General features: G+C 51.4%; 11 protein-coding genes and 3 pseudogenes. All 14 read right to left on the reverse strand.

Features of this window, described 5'->3' with window-relative positions:
• Positions 1-93: 93 nt before the first annotated feature.
• The 14 genes and pseudogenes from ACFQDL_RS02485 to rfbB all read right to left on the reverse strand — a co-directional run bounded on the left by ACFQDL_RS02485 (position 94) and on the right by rfbB (position 16,605).
• A pseudogene (locus ACFQDL_RS02485) lies at positions 94-1,412 on the reverse strand (IS5 family transposase).
• 156 nt (positions 1,413-1,568) lie between these two features.
• On the reverse strand, positions 1,569-2,315 hold the full coding sequence (locus tag ACFQDL_RS02490; RefSeq protein ID WP_379907661.1) for a hypothetical protein: 747 nt from the start codon (positions 2,313-2,315) through the stop codon (positions 1,569-1,571).
• Positions 2,316-2,398: 83 nt separating this feature from the next.
• Positions 2,399-3,145: a sulfotransferase family protein gene (locus ACFQDL_RS02495; RefSeq protein WP_379907663.1), complete on the reverse strand. Its 747-nt coding sequence runs from the start codon at positions 3,143-3,145 to the stop codon at positions 2,399-2,401.
• 12 nt (positions 3,146-3,157) lie between these two features.
• Positions 3,158-4,735, reverse strand: coding sequence for a heparinase II/III domain-containing protein (locus ACFQDL_RS02500; protein WP_379907665.1), 1,578 nt, complete (start codon positions 4,733-4,735; stop codon positions 3,158-3,160).
• Positions 4,725-5,021, reverse strand: a complete 297-nt coding sequence (locus ACFQDL_RS02505) for a hypothetical protein (RefSeq protein ID WP_379907667.1) — start codon at positions 5,019-5,021, stop codon at positions 4,725-4,727. Before ACFQDL_RS02505 ends, ACFQDL_RS02500 begins: the two co-directional genes overlap by 11 nt.
• Positions 5,018-6,874 carry a glycosyltransferase family protein gene (locus ACFQDL_RS02510; RefSeq protein ID WP_379907669.1) on the reverse strand — a complete coding sequence of 619 codons (1,857 nt, stop codon included), beginning with the start codon at positions 6,872-6,874 and terminating at the stop codon, positions 5,018-5,020. The genes ACFQDL_RS02505 and ACFQDL_RS02510 overlap by 4 nt, the downstream gene beginning before the upstream one ends.
• Positions 6,871-9,192 carry a CgeB family protein gene (locus ACFQDL_RS02515; protein WP_379907671.1) on the reverse strand — a complete coding sequence of 774 codons (2,322 nt, stop codon included), beginning with the start codon at positions 9,190-9,192 and terminating at the stop codon, positions 6,871-6,873. The genes ACFQDL_RS02510 and ACFQDL_RS02515 overlap by 4 nt, the downstream gene beginning before the upstream one ends.
• Positions 9,193-9,206: 14 nt before the next feature.
• Positions 9,207-10,580: a glycosyltransferase gene (locus ACFQDL_RS02520; protein ID WP_379907672.1), complete on the reverse strand. Its 1,374-nt coding sequence runs from the start codon at positions 10,578-10,580 to the stop codon at positions 9,207-9,209.
• Between the two features lie 199 nt (positions 10,581-10,779).
• Positions 10,780-12,056 (reverse strand): annotated as a pseudogene (gene wecC / locus ACFQDL_RS02525) (UDP-N-acetyl-D-mannosamine dehydrogenase).
• A gap of 21 nt (positions 12,057-12,077) precedes the next feature.
• Positions 12,078-13,196, reverse strand: coding sequence for a non-hydrolyzing UDP-N-acetylglucosamine 2-epimerase (gene wecB / locus ACFQDL_RS02530; RefSeq protein WP_379912825.1), 1,119 nt, complete (start codon positions 13,194-13,196; stop codon positions 12,078-12,080).
• Positions 13,197-13,206: 10 nt separating this feature from the next.
• Complete coding sequence (locus ACFQDL_RS02535) at positions 13,207-13,647, reverse strand: hypothetical protein (RefSeq protein WP_379907674.1); 441 nt, start codon at positions 13,645-13,647, stop codon at positions 13,207-13,209.
• 35 nt (positions 13,648-13,682) lie between these two features.
• Positions 13,683-14,557: pseudogene (rfbA, locus tag ACFQDL_RS02540) on the reverse strand (glucose-1-phosphate thymidylyltransferase RfbA).
• Positions 14,558-14,569: 12 nt separating this feature from the next.
• On the reverse strand, positions 14,570-15,526 hold the full coding sequence (rfbD, locus tag ACFQDL_RS02545) for a dTDP-4-dehydrorhamnose reductase (RefSeq protein WP_379907676.1): 957 nt from the start codon (positions 15,524-15,526) through the stop codon (positions 14,570-14,572).
• A complete protein-coding gene (gene rfbB / locus ACFQDL_RS02550; protein ID WP_379907678.1) occupies positions 15,523-16,605 on the reverse strand; it encodes a dTDP-glucose 4,6-dehydratase in 1,083 nt (360 codons plus the stop codon). The genes rfbD and rfbB overlap by 4 nt, the downstream gene beginning before the upstream one ends.
• Positions 16,606-16,635: the final 30 nt, after the last annotated feature.

Here is a 16,635-nt window from a genome sequence, read left to right on the forward strand (position 1 = left end):
TTCCTAAGTAGTCGGCCCTGAAAAACTGCCTTCTGAAGGCATTAGCGCGCTTTCCCGCCGGTTTTGCTTTAGTTCACCACTGCGACTTGGCGTTCAAACGGCAAGTGCCATTTGCTTCTGATCGTTTTTCAACCCGCTCAGCATGCGACTGAGCAAAGATTGCAGCAACAGACGGTATTTTTTGGGGGCAAAATAAAGCCACCGCAGCAGCTTGCGCAGATTCTGGCCGCAGGCGCACAGCAGCACATTGAGCGCATCGCCCAGCACGCCTTTCAGGAAGCACCGCCGCATCTTGCCATCTGACTTGAGGTGCCCGATGACCGGCTCGACGCTGTTGCGTCGCCGCATCCAACGCTTCTCCGACTCCGGCACGCCGCGCTTCTAACCGGCGATGATCACCTGCACATCGTCCACACCTGAGCCCTTATAGCCACTGTCGACGAAGCAGAACGCCGGTTTGTGGCCTGACAGAGTTTCCACCTGCTGCAACTGGTCCGCCAGCGTGTGGTCGTCATACGGATTGCCCGCATAGCTGCGAGCACCGACGATGAAGGACTCCTTGGCGGTGATGGCAATGCTGGCCTTGAGGCCGAACTCGTAGCGCTTGTGGGCCTTGCCCTTGGATATGCAGTCGACGATTGGCTCGTGCAGGCTGTACAGCTTGTTTTTGCTCTTCCGGGCCTGGGCCAGCAGTTGCTCGGCCTGGCGCAGACAGGTTTGCTGTTTGTCGCTCAGCACCAGCCCCAGGGCTTCGACCTGGCGCGCCAGGTCACGCATCACCCGTCTCAGAAAGCCCTTGACCTTCTTGATCGCCTTCTTCATACGCTTGTACGCTTGGCGTGGCCGTACCGGCCGATCTTCGGCATCAGGTCGGCGCAAGCTTTGTCGTAGGACTGCCGTAGCGTGAGCTTCAACTCGTGCGCGACACCAACCAGTTGCTGACGCGCCTTGTGATAGAGCTTGGCATCGGTCGGGAAGGTGATGTTCTTCTCCTGCACGGTCGTATCCACGACCACGCGCTTCAGGCTCGAGGGCTTGATCACCTTCAGCTTCAGGCCGGCGTTGATCGTCTCGGTCAGCAGCCAATCGCAGCCTTCTTCGCCGAGTCGCTGCCGCCATTTGATCAGGCTGGTCGGGTGACCGGGCAGGTCGTGCTGGAAGAACGTCTCGCCGCAAAAGTACTGGTAATACGGCGACTCCGCCAACTGCGCCAGCAGAGCTTCGTCGAACAGGTTGTGCAGGTGCTGGAGGTACAGGAGACCTGCCATCAGCCGCGTCGGCAGGGCTGCCGCCCCGACCGTCGCGAAGTGTTGCCCACGTTCTGCACCGAGCCGATCCCAGTCGATGACGGCGGTCAGCCGCACCAGCGGATGAACTGGATTGACGATATCTTCTAGACGCGGTTTAAACATATCGCTCTACGGTTCGTAGGGTCTTCTTCTTGGGCTTCATAATTCGACGATTCTGCAACTTTTTGGACTATCAGGCGTGAAAACGACGGGTTTAACCAGTCCCAAGCACTAAAAAGCCTTTACAAATCAATCAATTACATGTTCTTTCAGGGACGACTAAATAGTGAAAGCTGCATCAAGAAGCTTATTAACATGAATCATTCGTACAAATATAGAATCCGTTAGATGATGATCAAAAGTAGAAGGGATAAATTCGCTACTTAAACTTGAAGAATTATAGTTATACACTTCATCAACTATATCAAAATATTTATAACCCTTTATGGCAGACATCTCTTTAAGTTTTTCATTAAACATGAAATGATTTTTATTCCTTTCTATATTAGATGGAAATTTTGATTTCATTTCGTTCAGACAGTCATTAATATCATCTTGATCCTCAACATTTTCCGTTATTATTCCTTTTGTATACCTTATAGCCAAACCTCTATCTAGAGTGAGCACGGATGGATTAATACCTTTAATGATTACTCTTTCTGGAGACAGCTTTAGCACATCAATGAACGTATCGATTTGATCAAAATAGTTATCTATCAAACCATCGATGAAACCTGCGATATTTAAAGATTCTTTCTTAACAAAAACCCTATAGTAATACCCCAACTCTATATCGACCTGACCTAGTGCGAAACATAAATAATCTAGTTTTATCTGAGAAGCAAAATCCAATAATACATCATGTGACTTTAGAGTCGAATTTCTTTTTCCAAACCCACTTATAGTACTTCCATTTAATGCCTTTACATATGAGTTCACCCCTCTCAAATTCGAATTTAACTGCCTCATAGATTCATTAATATTAAAATACATACTATGAGAGTCACCAAACACCAAATAATTCACTTTTAAGCACCAAGTTACAGTATAAATTCAATTACAAGAGGACTAACACAGTAAAATTCAGTTTGCTCGATATTAAGATAGGTTTACGAGCAGGAATTAAAAACTAGACGATCATATCCAAAAGCCTCAAAGTCTTGCTTATATGATTCATAAACCAATGACTCTAAGTATTGATCATACCATTCATATAATTTATCTGAAGCGTTTGTTTTAGATGGAGAATAATTTATCCCAAGATCTAAAAGCTCTGGCAAAATATCGCCAAATACGAGCTTACTGACACAAAGTAAATCATTATTTAGATTTTCAAACTTACCAACAAAGTCAAACTTTATCTTACACAGCATAACATCATCTACTTGCCGCCGCCAATGAGAGTTTTGCTTTACAGAATTTTGTTCACACACCAGCTCTATAAACTCCTTAAATGTAACCAATTCTTCTGATTTACCTAATGCATCATAAACCTCTCTGCTTGGAAAGCTTCGTCGATCTGCAATACGATCTAGGTAGCATGAAAGTAATCTCGAATATGGATTTCTAACAAAGCAAAATCTTTTATAACCATCAGATTTGTATACCTCATCAAGTAAATCACTAGGCAACTGAAATGGAGATAGCAAAGGCGAAAGCCTTTTTTCTCTTAGAGACTTTCGATCAATATAGTTTTCTTTCCACACCTCTCCATATTCAATCTTATAAAGCAATGCCTTTATAGTTGAATTAGCGACTTTGTCTACTGCGCAGTACAAGTACTTATTTCTTATTGATATATTGGTATTATTCTGATAATCCCTAAACCGCTTTAATCCCTTATATACATCAGTCACAAAAAACACCCCTTAAAATATTTTATGCTTGTTCTCTTGGACAAAATCCACAGCAGACTCTGAACAACCAATTTGAAAAAAGCTAATTATATTATTCTTAAACTCACTAGTTATTGATAATGTTCTGTCAAATTCACCATATGCATAAGATACTGGTAAAAGCTCTAAACTATTCGAACTCAAATCTTCAAAATCTAAGTTATGGCTCAGAGTTTTAGCCTGAAAAGAAACCCTAACCCCATTAAATTCAAGCTTTATAACACCATCCTTATTTTTTATTAACTCAGCACTTTTATCCAGATTAAATCTTGCAATATAGGTTTCATCACCTGAATTTAAAATCCTATCAACAACCACCAAGAATGCTTTTTGCCGATAAAAGAATGTACGTTGAAATATGTAGACAGACCCATTAAGCTTAATAGCCACTTCAGAATCAGCCTCGATAGTTTCTTCATCGAAAAAGCGATAATGGATTTTTCCAACAGGCTTCTCAAGATTAGAAACACCCCATTGAAAATCTTTGAAGTTAACGACATTATGAGCCATTGAAGTAGTCACATACTTTCGTATGTCATCATTACAATATTTATACTTCCCCGGATCAACCACTATATCTTGCCCGCACTCCCCCCAAACGAATGATAAATTATCCGCATGTTTATGAATATTGCTATTAAAATTATTAATTACCGATAAATAAGACCCACCCTCGCCCTCTTCTCTGCATACAAAATAACCAGATTTCAAAAAAATATCGCTATAACAAGGAGAAGACTCAAGAGAACTTAAACTTGAAATACCTTTACATTCCTTAAAGTCTGTATCACCAAATGGGAGCTCTCTTCCATCAGGAAGATATAGGAAGGAGCTATTCGCCTCTGCTTCTTTAATTGTCGCACTCAGAAACTCATAATCGCTATACAAACCAGTTTTTTCGTAGCGCTTTAATGTATCTAACACTAGGTGGTGATAATGCGGGGAATGCTCTTTATGAACAAAATTTTCATCGAATTGGTCCTTAATTAAACAAGCAAATTTATCACCACAAAAACTTTTAATTTGTAACTTCTTTTTAGGACCAACCACTTCAGCCAAACATCTAAGCCCATGAATAACATAAAGCCCATGATTGTGTCTGAGATTAACATATCCTTCAGACATCATCCTTTCAACATGAGCCTTAATGATTTTCTTTAACTTTTCCGGCCGGTGAATCTTATAGGGTCTTAATTTCGTAAATATTAGATATATTTTTTCTGCTCGGATTCCTGTAGCCATATCATGCCAAGCGAAATCATTCCCATTATTTTCGCTGCATGAGTACCAGTCTTCCAAGTAGTCTAGTAGTTTATCCGCATACCCCCTTTCCTCAGTCAACAAGAAAGCATCGAGGTAAATCATCAAATATCTAAGTGTATGAAGCTGAAACTTCCAATTATTATCAACAAAAGGATCCAAAGACCAGTTAAATGGAGTCTCTATTTTGTAGGGTTCAAGGTCATCCCGGCCTATACATCTAAAACCTTCACTTTCAAAGACTTCTATTTTTTTTAGAACAAAATCAATTCTTGAAGCTTTATCCTTCACTCCGAAACTCCGGCGAAATTAAGTTAAACCATTCTTTCTGAACATCACAAAACGGTCTTATAAAATCTGCAGAATTAATTAGTGGCCAGTTGCTGGAATCAAGCACTAAGTTCTTTGCATCAGCTAAGGATTCTATAGTGAATCCTTTCCATATTTCTTCAGCCCCTTTCCATTTCCAAACTATTGGCATGGCCCCAGTTAACATCCCTTCCCCTATAGCCATGTGGAACGATTCAAAATCCGATGGAGAGAGAATAAATCCGACCATAGTGAACCATTCGTTCACGTCGTCCCCAGTGGGTCGAAGACTATCTTATGGCGAAGTTTAGGATTTCTGTTGATACGCTCGAATTGCTCACTGTAATAAGATAGCTCTTCATTCCGTTTTAATAGCCAACCGTAGTCAAGCGGGTTTTTACCCTTCACTCTTAGGCAGTAGCGTTGATCCTCTTCGAGTAAAGCTTCAAGCAGATCGATTGCTCTGTCCAGCCTTTTGCTTTTTGGCGCAATACCTATCATACCCAAGGTATAACGCGCTTCACCAGTTTTCTTCTTCGGTGTAAATTTTGTACGATCCAGATAGTTTGGGATAATCGATGTCTTTCCCTCAGGAAAGCCGTTAAAAACTTCGAAGCATTGTTTTCTGGTATGCTCACTGACAAATGCAACATGATCTATAGCATTCCAATCAGCTTCGCCTAAATATGGCGCTCGAAGCTCCTGTGCATGGAACCTAGCCACTAAACGTTGATGCGGCTTCTTGTGGTGCGAGTACCACTTGAGGTTTCCCAGGCACCACTCGCAGAAGATAAGATCGGCCTTTTCCAGTAGCGCGCGACTTTTGGCTTCGTCGTGCTTATTATGGCCCTGCCACTGGTCGATCAGGAACTCGAACTGGCCAGAGGCCTCTAGCTTTTTCTGCAACAGGGTAAAAAACTTTAGGTCATGTCCCGCAACCAGCACACGAATCTTGCGGGCAGGTTTGGGGGCCTTTGGTGTTGCCTCCAGCCATTGGTGAATCTCCCCCACGCGGGCAGAGAAGGTGTGACGTCGGGCCAGTTGCGTAAGGGCATTAGCGGCCTGCTGAGCGATTTGGGCGTCGCTTAACGCCCGGGTGAGCTGGCGGATAAACTCCTCGGTGCTGTTGGCATACAGCGGGTAGTCACGACCCAGCAGCTGCTCGTGTAGCGGGTTACGGTTGAGAATCGCCGCGCACCCTGCCCCGCCATACTCAAGAATCTTGGTGGAGTATTCCACGGTGTCGTTCATGCTCTCCGCCCGCCAGGAGAGCCCCACACAGGCCTGCTGCAGCAGCTGCTGTACGGATTCACGGGATTGCGCGCCTAACCAGCGCAGGCCCTGGGTAGTTGCCAGGGCGTGCCGCATGCGCTGCTTGTAATTGGGCTGGTCCGGCTCGTCGTGGATCTTGTCGCCTATCATCACCAGCTCGCTACCAGGCACCTGGCGGTGGATGGCGGGCCACTGCTCGACCATTTCCAAGGTCATCCATTCATCCTTGAACTTGCCGGCATAGACGGCACGTACGGGGCGTTCCGTCAGTGACGGCAGACGTTCAGGCAAATCCGGTATTACCGGCGTGTAGAGGCTAAACTTGCTCTGATCCAAGTCGGGCACCAAGGCCTTCCACAGAGCCTTGAAGCCTTCGGTCTGGCACAGCAGCCGACTGCAGCCCTGAGCGATACTCTGCATTGTGTGCCGCTGCTCGTCGCTATAGTCATCCAGGGCTTGGGGAATATCGGTGAGATACATCCAGCACTTGCCGAGCACATCCGGACTTTCCAGCAGTTTGGTGGCAACCTCCAGCCCACGCACGATGATTACGTCGTAGGGATTGACACGGTCCAGCTTGACTGCTAGTTCGGCCATCATAAGCAGCGTCAGACGTTTGAACCCCTTGCCCTGCCAGTACTGGCGGTCGGTACCATCTATGATGGCAAGGTGCTGGGCGTCTTTAAGCGGCTGAAACAATTCATCGCGCTCGGGTGTGCTCCTAGCGAGAAAATCCACCTGGGCGGTGCCGGTTGCCGCCGTAGCTAGGGCGATGGTTTGCGCCCAGATGGAGGAGCCATCGATATAGTTGAGATCGGGATTACCGCAAATCAGTACGCGTTTGGTCATGGTTTAGCCCCCACCACTTGCTGCTGTACTATGCCGCCATATTGGAACTGGTCGCTGTCTGCCACGTATAGGTCAGGCTGCTCGATAGTCGCATCGGGTTTTGCCTTAATGTAATGCCCGACGAATTCTGCCGCTTTCCATAGGATTCCGCATAATGCGGCCTGCTGCCCATAGTCAAAGAGATCCTGATTGAGCGACTTGGCCCAACCACTGGCCCTTGGTTCGTAGAGGCTGGCATTTGCAAGATCTCTAAGATAGTGCTCGCCATACTGACTACTGGGGGTTAGCCAGCCTGCTATGGGATAATCAGCTAGTTGCTCCGTTACCCAAGTGGCTTTTTCACCCGGCTGCAGTAGCACAATATTGTCGGACAGCGAGTCCGCCATAGCAGAGCCTCCCTGTGGGCATTCAATCCCTAAGCGGAACTGGCGGTAATGCTGTTTTTTTGCAAAGTGGTTCAAGGCCTCTAGATCAGCCTTGCTAAAGGCCTCAGCAACCAAGAGTATGGCCGGTTCTGTTGGTATACGGCTTTCGATACCCAGCCTTTCAAAAATATCATTCAAGCGGTGAGCGTAGGTGTGTTTGGCAAATACCTCGCGGATACCCGCCAGGCTTCTTCTGCGCCATTCGGCGTCATCGGTCATTAGCGTATGGATGGCTTCGTCGGCTTCTTCCTGACTATGCACCATCCATACAGCATCGGAGTCAAACAGGTTATCGATGCCTTTGGCGTAGGTACTGACAACCGGGGTGCCGCAGGCCATGAGTTCGAACACGCGGCGTGAGAACATGGTGGGCGAGTCTGTGACCGAGTTGACGTTCAGGAACACGCGGTAGCGACTGTACTCGTTGCAGAGTTCCTTGTAGGGCAAGCTGCCTTTGATTCCGGCCTGGTACTCCTCCGGGAAAGGGAAGATGCCAGTGCCATAGTTGCGGTCGTATATATCCAGGCCGTGCTTGTTAGCAGCCTGCAGCAGCCAGCGCATGGCTTCGCCCCTTTCGGCATGCCGGTTGCCATACCAGCTGCCCGCAAAGCACGACAACGGTTTGCGACCTGCCAGTGATGCCGGCTTGTGCAGTGCCGGCTGGGCGGCAAATGGTAAGGCGTATACGTTATGGTTACCTGTTTTGGCTCGGTAGGAATCTATCATGTTCGCGTCTGTGGTGAAGATGTGGTCCGCCAGCTTGGCGCTGCACATGAACTTCTCATGGTGTACCGGATCTTCTTTGTTCCAGAACAGGGTGGGAACCCCTTTCTGCTTGGCATATTGGCAGATTTGCGCCACTTCCTGACCGGGCTTGTTGGCATAGTTCGCCACACGATATTGCCAGCTGCCGAAATTACCCTTCCAGGCGCTTTCGATAAAGAAAAGTTCCGGCCTGTATTTTTCAGCCAGGGCGTACCAGTTGTCCGACCGGGGCTGGATCAAGTTCAGATCCTGCTCGAAGCAGCCAGTCGTGAACTCGTCCATGATGCCAATAACATAGGGCTTGCCATTCGTCGGATACTCGGGCCAGCCGAGAATACTGATTTCGGATGCCTGAGCACTAGGGGGAACAAACTTACTGGGATGGGTTTTATCGGTCTTTGGTTTGACACTGAGCTCTTTAACAAAGACATGTTCTGATACACTCTTGCTGAAACCACACAACCCGAGGCGAATCTGAGTGACACCCTCGGGAACCGTAAAGGCGTGCAGTTCCTTAACCTGGTTTTGCGTGCAAGGAAGATATTTGAAGTAAGCTTTAAGATGGCCAGATTTTGACATCTTGCCACAGGGTTGATCAACTTCTTTTCCGCTCTGATCGTAACTTTTTATCAGCAGTACAGCCTTTCTGGTCTGGTTTCCCTTTACGTTCTGATAGTCAATTGCTGCATTGACGATCAAATTCTGCCCGGGTATTACCGGAATACTGTGCCAAATAGGAGTCTTTGGTGATAGCTCAATACAATCGGGCTTCTCTAGCCGACCTTTATTATCCTGCACAAACTGTTCGAACTGCCTTTTTTCTGACTTCGAGCACACGGAAAGGTTTTCAACGAAAACTTGTTCACCAGCACTTTTGTTAAAACCACAAAGACCAAGCTGCATCTCCGTTACATTCTCTGGTACAACAAATCTGTGTTGCTCCAAGACCTGGTTTTGGGTGGAAGGTAGGTATTTGAAGTAGGCATTTAAATGTCCGGACTTAGCCATTTTACCGCAGGGCTGATCGACTTCTTTCCCAGTCTGTTCGTACGCTTTTATAAGCAGTACGGCCTTACGGTTTTGAGGCCCAGTTACATTTTTATAGTCAACCGCAGCATTAATGACCAAAATCTGACCGGGTGCTACCGAGATTCGGTGCCAAATTGGATTCTTTGACGGCAACTCGGTGCGCTCGGTTTTTTTAATTGGCCAGTATCATCAAGTCTTGAGGTGTTGGGTAGCGTTGGTTCAGGCTGGGCATTTGAACGGACACTTTTCCCGGTCAGTACCTGGACCAGCTCCTGAACGGCGTTATTGAAAACATCCGTTGTGATGTTTACAGGTACTGGCGTTTCCAGCCCTAGCCTAATAGCTTTGGCAAGCTCAGCGGAACTGCCGGCCGCGAAGCTGACAACTTGCTGGTAGCGAGATGCGTAGGGCTGCAGTGGGACAACATCCGATACCACGACAGGTTTTTGATACCCGATGGCTTCCACCACTTTCATAGGGGGAACCAGTTGGCATACCCGGTAAGGCTTTCTGGGGATGGCGATCAGGTCTGCCAGTGCATAGTACGCTGGCACCTCCTCCGGGGCCACCCGGCCTGTGGACACTATCCAAGGCTTCTTGATTAAGTCACCTTTTTTACCTGCTGCCTTCAGAAGGGCGCTCTGATCTCCCACAACCAGTAGCTTCAGGTCATGACCTTCGGAGATCAACTTCTCACAAGCAGTTTCCAGGTCATCCAGCCCTTCATAAGCATTGGTACTGCCAATATAACCAATCACTTTTACATTGGTCGAAAGGTCATGCTTCTTGCGCAGTGTGAAACTTGGAACTTCGGGACGCGTAAGCTCGGTCAAGGCATTCGGTACCAAATGGACATTCGTCCTGTTCACCCCCCGCTCAACCAACTCGCCTCTCATCGGCTCATTCAGCGTAAACACTTTAAGTGCCTGCTTTGCAACGAAGGTATCAAGTTCCGCTTCTACCGAAAATAGTTCTGTCTTTTCGAAGCCGGGTTCACGTGCAGCACGAGACAACTCCCAGAACCCACGAACTTCGTTGTAAAACGGAAGTCCAAGGCGCTTGGCGGCGACCCAGGCTGGCAGGCCTACGATATAGTTGGAGGCAGCCATTACCACCGCCGGGCGATAGACGCGAAATAATTCTATAAAGCGCTCGACGCTTTCCGCCAAGTGCTCGCTTTCGCTAATAGGAGATCGATCGTTTGGCCAGCGGCTGTGTATATAACGAACACCTTTTACCGTCACTTCAGGTCGAGTACTACCTTTGCTCGCCCCCAACTCCCACGGCCTTCCTGGCCTCACGAAGCACAGAGTCTCAAAACCATGCCCGTTTAGCGCTTGTGCTACACCCTGTGTACGCACTGCATAGCCATTGCTTCCATAGCTGGCGCCGTGGCTGACGACATAGGCGATACGACCTTCGATAGGGGTAACGGGAGTAGTTGGTTGATTGGCGAGTTCAGTGGCCTGGTGTATCAAGGTATCCATTCGAGTCCAAGAGTCAAAAAAGTTTGGAAGATATAGTTATGACCTCAGCGATAAATCCATTATCTACTGGGCTAAGCTGACAATTGCCGGGCCTCCAATGACCTATACCCGGCAAGTTGCTGGAGCAGGTTGGAAGCAATAACGAACATGCAAACCGATGAATGGTCTACATGCTCGTTTAATTTGCAGTGGGGCAGTATTACAACAGACCTACAGCGTCGACGACACTGGCTTTCTGGCGCACGGCCTCAGCCTGCACGATAAAGGGCTTGTGCTTGACCAGCACGCAGATCACATCAGCCTGGGTCAGCGCCTCGTCGAGGCTGACAAGCGCCGTATTGGCGCGCTGCAGATTCTCCGGCAGGCTTTCGATATTCGGCTCCACGATCTGTACCTGGCAGCCCAGCTCGGCTACCGCCTCGGCAATTCCAAGCGCCGGGCTCTCGCGCAGGTCGTCGATATCGGGCTTGAAGGCGATGCCGAGGCAGGCGACCTTGATATCGCTGCGGGTCGCGCCAGGATGCGCCTGGTGAAGGGCTTCGAGTTTCGCCTTGACCTGCTCGAGCACCCATTGCGGCTTGCCGTCGTTGACTTCACGGGCGGTGCGAATCAGGCGCGCCTCTTCCGGGCAGGAGTCGACGATGAACCAGGGATCGACCGCGATGCAGTGCCCGCCGACACCGGCACCCGGCTGCAGGATGCTGACGCGCGGATGGCGGTTGGCCAGGGCGATCAGTTCCCATACATTGATATCGAGCTTGTCGCAAATTACCGAGAGCTCGTTCGCAAAGGCGATGTTGACGTCACGGAAGCTGTTTTCGGTCAGCTTGGCCATCTCAGCGGTACGGGCAGTGGTAATAACACACTCGCCCTCGACGAAGATCTTGTAGACCGCCTTGGCCGCTTCCGAGCACTTCGGCGTCATGCCACCGATCACACGATCGTTCTCCACCAGCTCACGGACGACATGCCCCGGCAGTACACGTTCCGGACAGTGGGCGATGCGGATATCGGATGCTTCACCATGGGTCTGCGGGAACGTCAGATCCGGGCGCGCCTGGGCCAGCCATTCTGCCATCTGTTCGGTCGCCCCCACGGGGCTGGTCGACTCCAGTACCACCAGATCGCCCTTCTTCAGCACCGGCGCGAGCGATTCGCTGGCAGCCTTGATGTAACGCAGGTCCGCCTTGTGAGTGCCACCGGTTTCGTCGTGGACAAAAGGTGTGGGCACTGCCATCAGAAAGGCATCGGCGGGCTCCGGCTTGGTGGTGGCCCGCAGATAGCCTTCGGTTACGGCTGCGTGCACAACGATATCGAGTTCGGGTTCGACGATATGGATCTCGCCCTTGTTGATGGTATCGACGGCATGCTGGTTGACGTCTACGCCGATGACTTTTTCTTGCGCGAGGCGAAGACGGCAGCGGTGGGCAGCCCAATATAACCCAGGCCGATTACGGAAATCGTTTCAAAATTCATCATAGAGTCCTTTAGTCAAAATCAGAGAGCGGCCAGGGCATCGCGAATGCGCTGACAGGCCAGGCCATCGCCGTAGGGGTTGTGTGCGTAGCTCATGGTGTTGTAGGCATCCCGGTCGGTCAGCAGGGTGTTCAGCTCCCGGGTGATGGTTGCAACATCGGTTCCAACCAGCTTGACCGTTCCGGCCTCGACCGCTTCCGGGCGCTCGGTGGTATCGCGCATCACCAGTACCGGCTTGCCCAGGGATGGAGCCTCTTCCTGAATACCGCCGGAGTCGGTCAGAATGATGTGGGCACGATTCATCAGGTAGACGAACGGCAGGTAATCCTGCGGTGCAATCAGATGGATGTTGTCGTGCGCCACCAGCAGCCGGTGAACCGGCTCCTGTACGTTGGGATTGAGATGCACCGGATAGACGATCTGCACATCGGGGTGCGCCTCGGCCGTTTCCGCCAGCGCCTGGCAGATGCGCTCGAATCCGCCGCCGAAGCTCTCGCGCCGATGACCGGTGACGAGCACCATCTTCCTGTTATCGTCGAGAAAGTCGAAACCCTGGCTCTGCGCTTTGGCAAGGCTCTGGTCCTTGTCCAGTTTGCGGACGACTTCCAGCAGCGCATCGATCACCGTATTGCCGGTCACATGAATGTCGGATTCTTTGATGCCTTCATTCAGAAGATTCGAGCGCGAGGTCGCCGTCGGCGCGAAGTGAATATTGGCCAGCGCGCCGGTCAGCTTGCGATTACCCTCTTCCGGCCAGGGAGAATACACATTACCGGTACGCAGACCCGCTTCGACGTGACCGACCGGAATCTGCTGATAGTAGGCGGCCAGGGTGGTCGCGAAGGTCGTGGCGGTATCGCCGTGGACCAGCACCATGTCCGGCTTGAATTCGGCCAGCACGGCTTTCAGCCCCTGCAGAATACCGGTGGTGACATCGGTCAGGTCCTGGCCCGGCTTCATCAGGTTCAGGTCGTACTCCGGCTCGAGCTCGAACAGGCCGAGTACCTGATCCAGCATCTCACGGTGCTGGGCGGTTACGCAGACTTTGGCTTCGAAGCGCTCGTCGGCTGCCAGCTGCAGCGCGAGCGGCGCCATCTTGATGGCTTCCGGACGGGTTCCAAAAACGGTCAATACTTTCATCATAATTGTCTCAACGGTCCATCAATTGGTATTCAAGCTCTTGGCAGCGATTGAAATAGTGTTCGAGAAGTTGCTGGGTTTGTGCCAACTGGTTGTCTTGCCCAACATCGCTCACCGCAGAACTCAGGTACTCGTCCAGATTTGATTGCAACTTCGGAATCACTACATCCTGGCTCTGCTTTTTCACTACAGGAGCACCACGGCCTTCCGCTTTTCCCTTGTGGATAAAATGAAGCACAGGATTGACACCCGCCTGGGCCACATCGGGATTCTCGCGCAGATACTCCCGAGTATTGAACTTCGCAGAAGGATTTCGACGCATTATCCAGCCATAACGAAGAAAATGCTCGGCGGGGTCCATCCCAACCTTTTGTACATCGCTATACTGGTTTAAATACCACTCAGAATCGAACAGATCGGACTGGCTTAACGCTTGATAATCAGTTTCCATGGCATTCGCCCATTTTCTCACTTACTATATAAAATTTACTGCTCACTCAATAAACGGTGCAGGTAAAGGCCATACCCCGTTTTCTCCAGCTTGCCAGCCAGATAAGCCAGTTTCTCCCGGCCGATCCAGCCGGCACGCCAGGCGATCTCTTCGAGACAGGCCACTTTCAACCCCTGACGATGCTCGATCGTTTGCACATACTGACTCGCTTCGATCAGGCTGTCGTGCGTACCGGTATCGAGCCAGGCAAAGCCTCGGCCAAACTGCTCTACATGTAACTGACCCAGCTCAAGATAAGCATTGTTGACGGAGGTAATTTCAAGTTCCCCCGGTCTGATGGCTTTACTTCTTTGGCGATATCTACAACGTTATTGTCATAGAAGTACAGCCCGGTCACCGCATAGGGCGATTTGGGCTTTTCCGGCTTTTCTTCAATGGATATGGCGTTGCCCAGGTCATCGAACTCGACCACACCGAAACGCTCCGGGTCGTTGACCAGGTAGCCGAACACAGTAGCTCCCTTTTCACGGGCGCAGGCCCGTTTCAGTTGGTCGGAAAAGTGCTGGCCATGGAAGATATTATCCCCGAGTACCAGACAGACCGGGTCGGAGCCGATGAATTCTTCACCGATGATAAAGGCCTGCGCCAGACCGTCCGGCGACGGCTGCACGGCATAGCTGAAATTGACCCCAAATTGCTCACCGCTGCCCAGCAGTTTTTCGTACTGGGGCAAGTCATCCGGTGTCGAAATGATCAGAATCTCACGGATGCCGGACAACATCAGCACCGAGATCGGATAGTAGATCATCGGCTTGTCATAGATGGGCAGCAGTTGCTTGGATACGCCCAGTGTGATCGGGTGAAGCCTGGTTCCGGACCCGCCGGCCAGTACAATACCTTTGCGTGCCATCTGTAATGCTCCTTAACCTGAGTTCTGGAGATATTCGCTCAGTGTCAGGCCGAGCTGCGACTGCCAGTCGGGCAGTTCGATATTCAGCGCCCGCTCGAGCCGGCCAAGGTTCAGCCGGGAATTCAACGGCCGCCTGGCCGGTGTGTGATACTGTTCAGTTGTGATCGCTGCGACCTGTTGCGGGCCGATAGCCAGTTCCATCCCCTGTTCTTTCGCCAAGGTGAAGATCGCCCGGGCGAAGCCGTGCCAGCTGGTTTCGCCGTGGGGGGCGAGGTGGTAGATGCCGTGCAGGTTCGCGAACGGACAGCCCTCTGCACCAGTAACGCCCGAGTTATTCGCAGCGAGGGCGCCGCTCCCACGGGGCGAGCGAGGGAGTTTCGAGACGGCGAGGGCCGTGACTTCGGCGATCAGGCGCGCAGGGGTCGGGGCGCCGATCTGGTCGGCAACGACATTCAGGCTGTCGCGCTCCCTACCAAGGTGCAGCATCGTCTTCATAAAGTTGTGGCCGCGGGCGCTGTACACCCAGCTTGTTCGGAAGATCAGGTGCCTTGCGCCGGACGCCGCTATCGCCTCGTCACCTGCCCGCTTACTGGCACCGTAGACCGACAGCGGACCGGTTTCGCTCGCTTCGGTCCAAGGCACGGAACCGCTGCCCGGATAGACGTAGTCCGAGGAGTAGTGGATCAGCCAGCTACTCTGCGCCTGCGCATAGGCGGCCAACAGAGCGGGCAGCTCGGCGTTGAGGCGATAGGCCGCGGCTTCTTCCTTTTCAGCCGCATCCACGGCCGTCCAGGCGGCGGCGTTGACGATCAGGTCGGGGCCTGTCGATTCGACGAAGCGGCCGACGGCCTCGAGGTCGCACAGGTCCAGTTCCTGGCGCGTCGGGGCGACGATGTCACCGAAAACCGCCAGGCTGCGCAACAGTTCGAAGCCGACCTGCCCCGTGCTACCGGTCAGCAGGATTCTCATGCCAGGGCACCCAGTCGTTCGCCCTGGTAGCTGCCGTCCTGCACCCGGCGCCACCATTTTTCGTTGGCCAGGTACCACTCCACTGTCTTGCGCAGTCCGGTTTCGAAGGTCTCACGCGGCACCCAACCCAGCTCGCGCTCGATCCTGCCGGCGTCAATCGCGTAGCGCAGATCATGGCCGGGGCGGTCGGTGACATAGGTGATCAGATCGCTGTACGCAGACACGCCCTCGGGCTTCTCTGGTGCCAGTTCCTCGAGCAGCTCGCAGAGTCTGTGTACGACCTCGATATTCTGCTTCTCGTTGTGGCCGCCGATATTGTAGGTCTCACCCACAGCCCCTTCCTGAGCGACCAGCACCAATGCCCGGGCGTGATCCTCGACGAAGAGCCAGTCGCGCACCTGCTTGCCATCGCCGTACACCGGCAGCGGCTTGCCGGCCAGCGCATTGAGGATCATCAGCGGAATCAGCTTTTCCGGGAAGTGATAGGGGCCGTAGTTGTTGGAACAGTTGGTCACCAGGCTCGGCAGGCCAAAGGTACGCTGCCAGGCCCGTACCAGATGGTCGGAGCTGGCCTTGCTCGCCGAATAGGGAGAACTCGGCGCATAGGGTGTCGTTTCGGTGAAGAGGTCGTCAGCGCCATGGAGGTCGCCGTAGACCTCGTCGGTCGAGATATGGTGAAAGCGGAACGCCTGTGCCTTTTTCGGATCGCTCTCTTTCAGGCCGACCCAATAGCGGCGAGCCGCCTCGAGCAGTGTATAGGTGCCGACGATATTGGTCTGGATGAAGTCGGCCGGACCGTCGATGGAACGGTCGACATGGCTTTCGGCGGCCAGGTGCATCAGGATATCGGGCCGGTAACGATTGAAAGCGCCCTCTACCGCCGCTGCATCGCAAATATCTGCCTTTACGAAATGGTATCTGGGGTTCGAAACGACCTCCGCCAATGACTCAAGATTACCGGCGTACGTAAGCGTGTCGAAGTTAACGACACAATGCTCAGTATTTTTAATAATCTCGCGAATCACGGCAGAACCTATAAAGCCAGCCCCGCCGGTGACCAGAATCGTTTTTTCTTTCACATTCACGTCTACCTGAGATTGGGAATCGTG

Source organism: Marinobacterium aestuariivivens (genome assembly GCF_042661465.1).
GTDB classification, from domain to species: Bacteria; Pseudomonadota; Gammaproteobacteria; order Pseudomonadales; family Balneatricaceae; genus Marinobacterium_A; species Marinobacterium_A aestuariivivens.

Coding starts and splice junctions, on each gene's coding strand:
- ACFQDL_RS02510 (WP_379907669.1), bottom strand. CDS start 6,874: ATGACCAAACGCGTACTGATTTGCGGTAATCCCGATCTCAACTATATC.
- ACFQDL_RS02520 (WP_379907672.1), bottom strand. CDS start 10,580: ATGGATACCTTGATACACCAGGCCACTGAACTCGCCAATCAACCAACT.
- wecB (WP_379912825.1), bottom strand. CDS start 13,196: ATGAAAGTATTGACCGTTTTTGGAACCCGTCCGGAAGCCATCAAGATG.
- ACFQDL_RS02535 (WP_379907674.1), bottom strand. CDS start 13,647: ATGGAAACTGATTATCAAGCGTTAAGCCAGTCCGATCTGTTCGATTCT.
- rfbD (WP_379907676.1), bottom strand. CDS start 15,526: ATGAGAATCCTGCTGACCGGTAGCACGGGGCAGGTCGGCTTCGAACTG.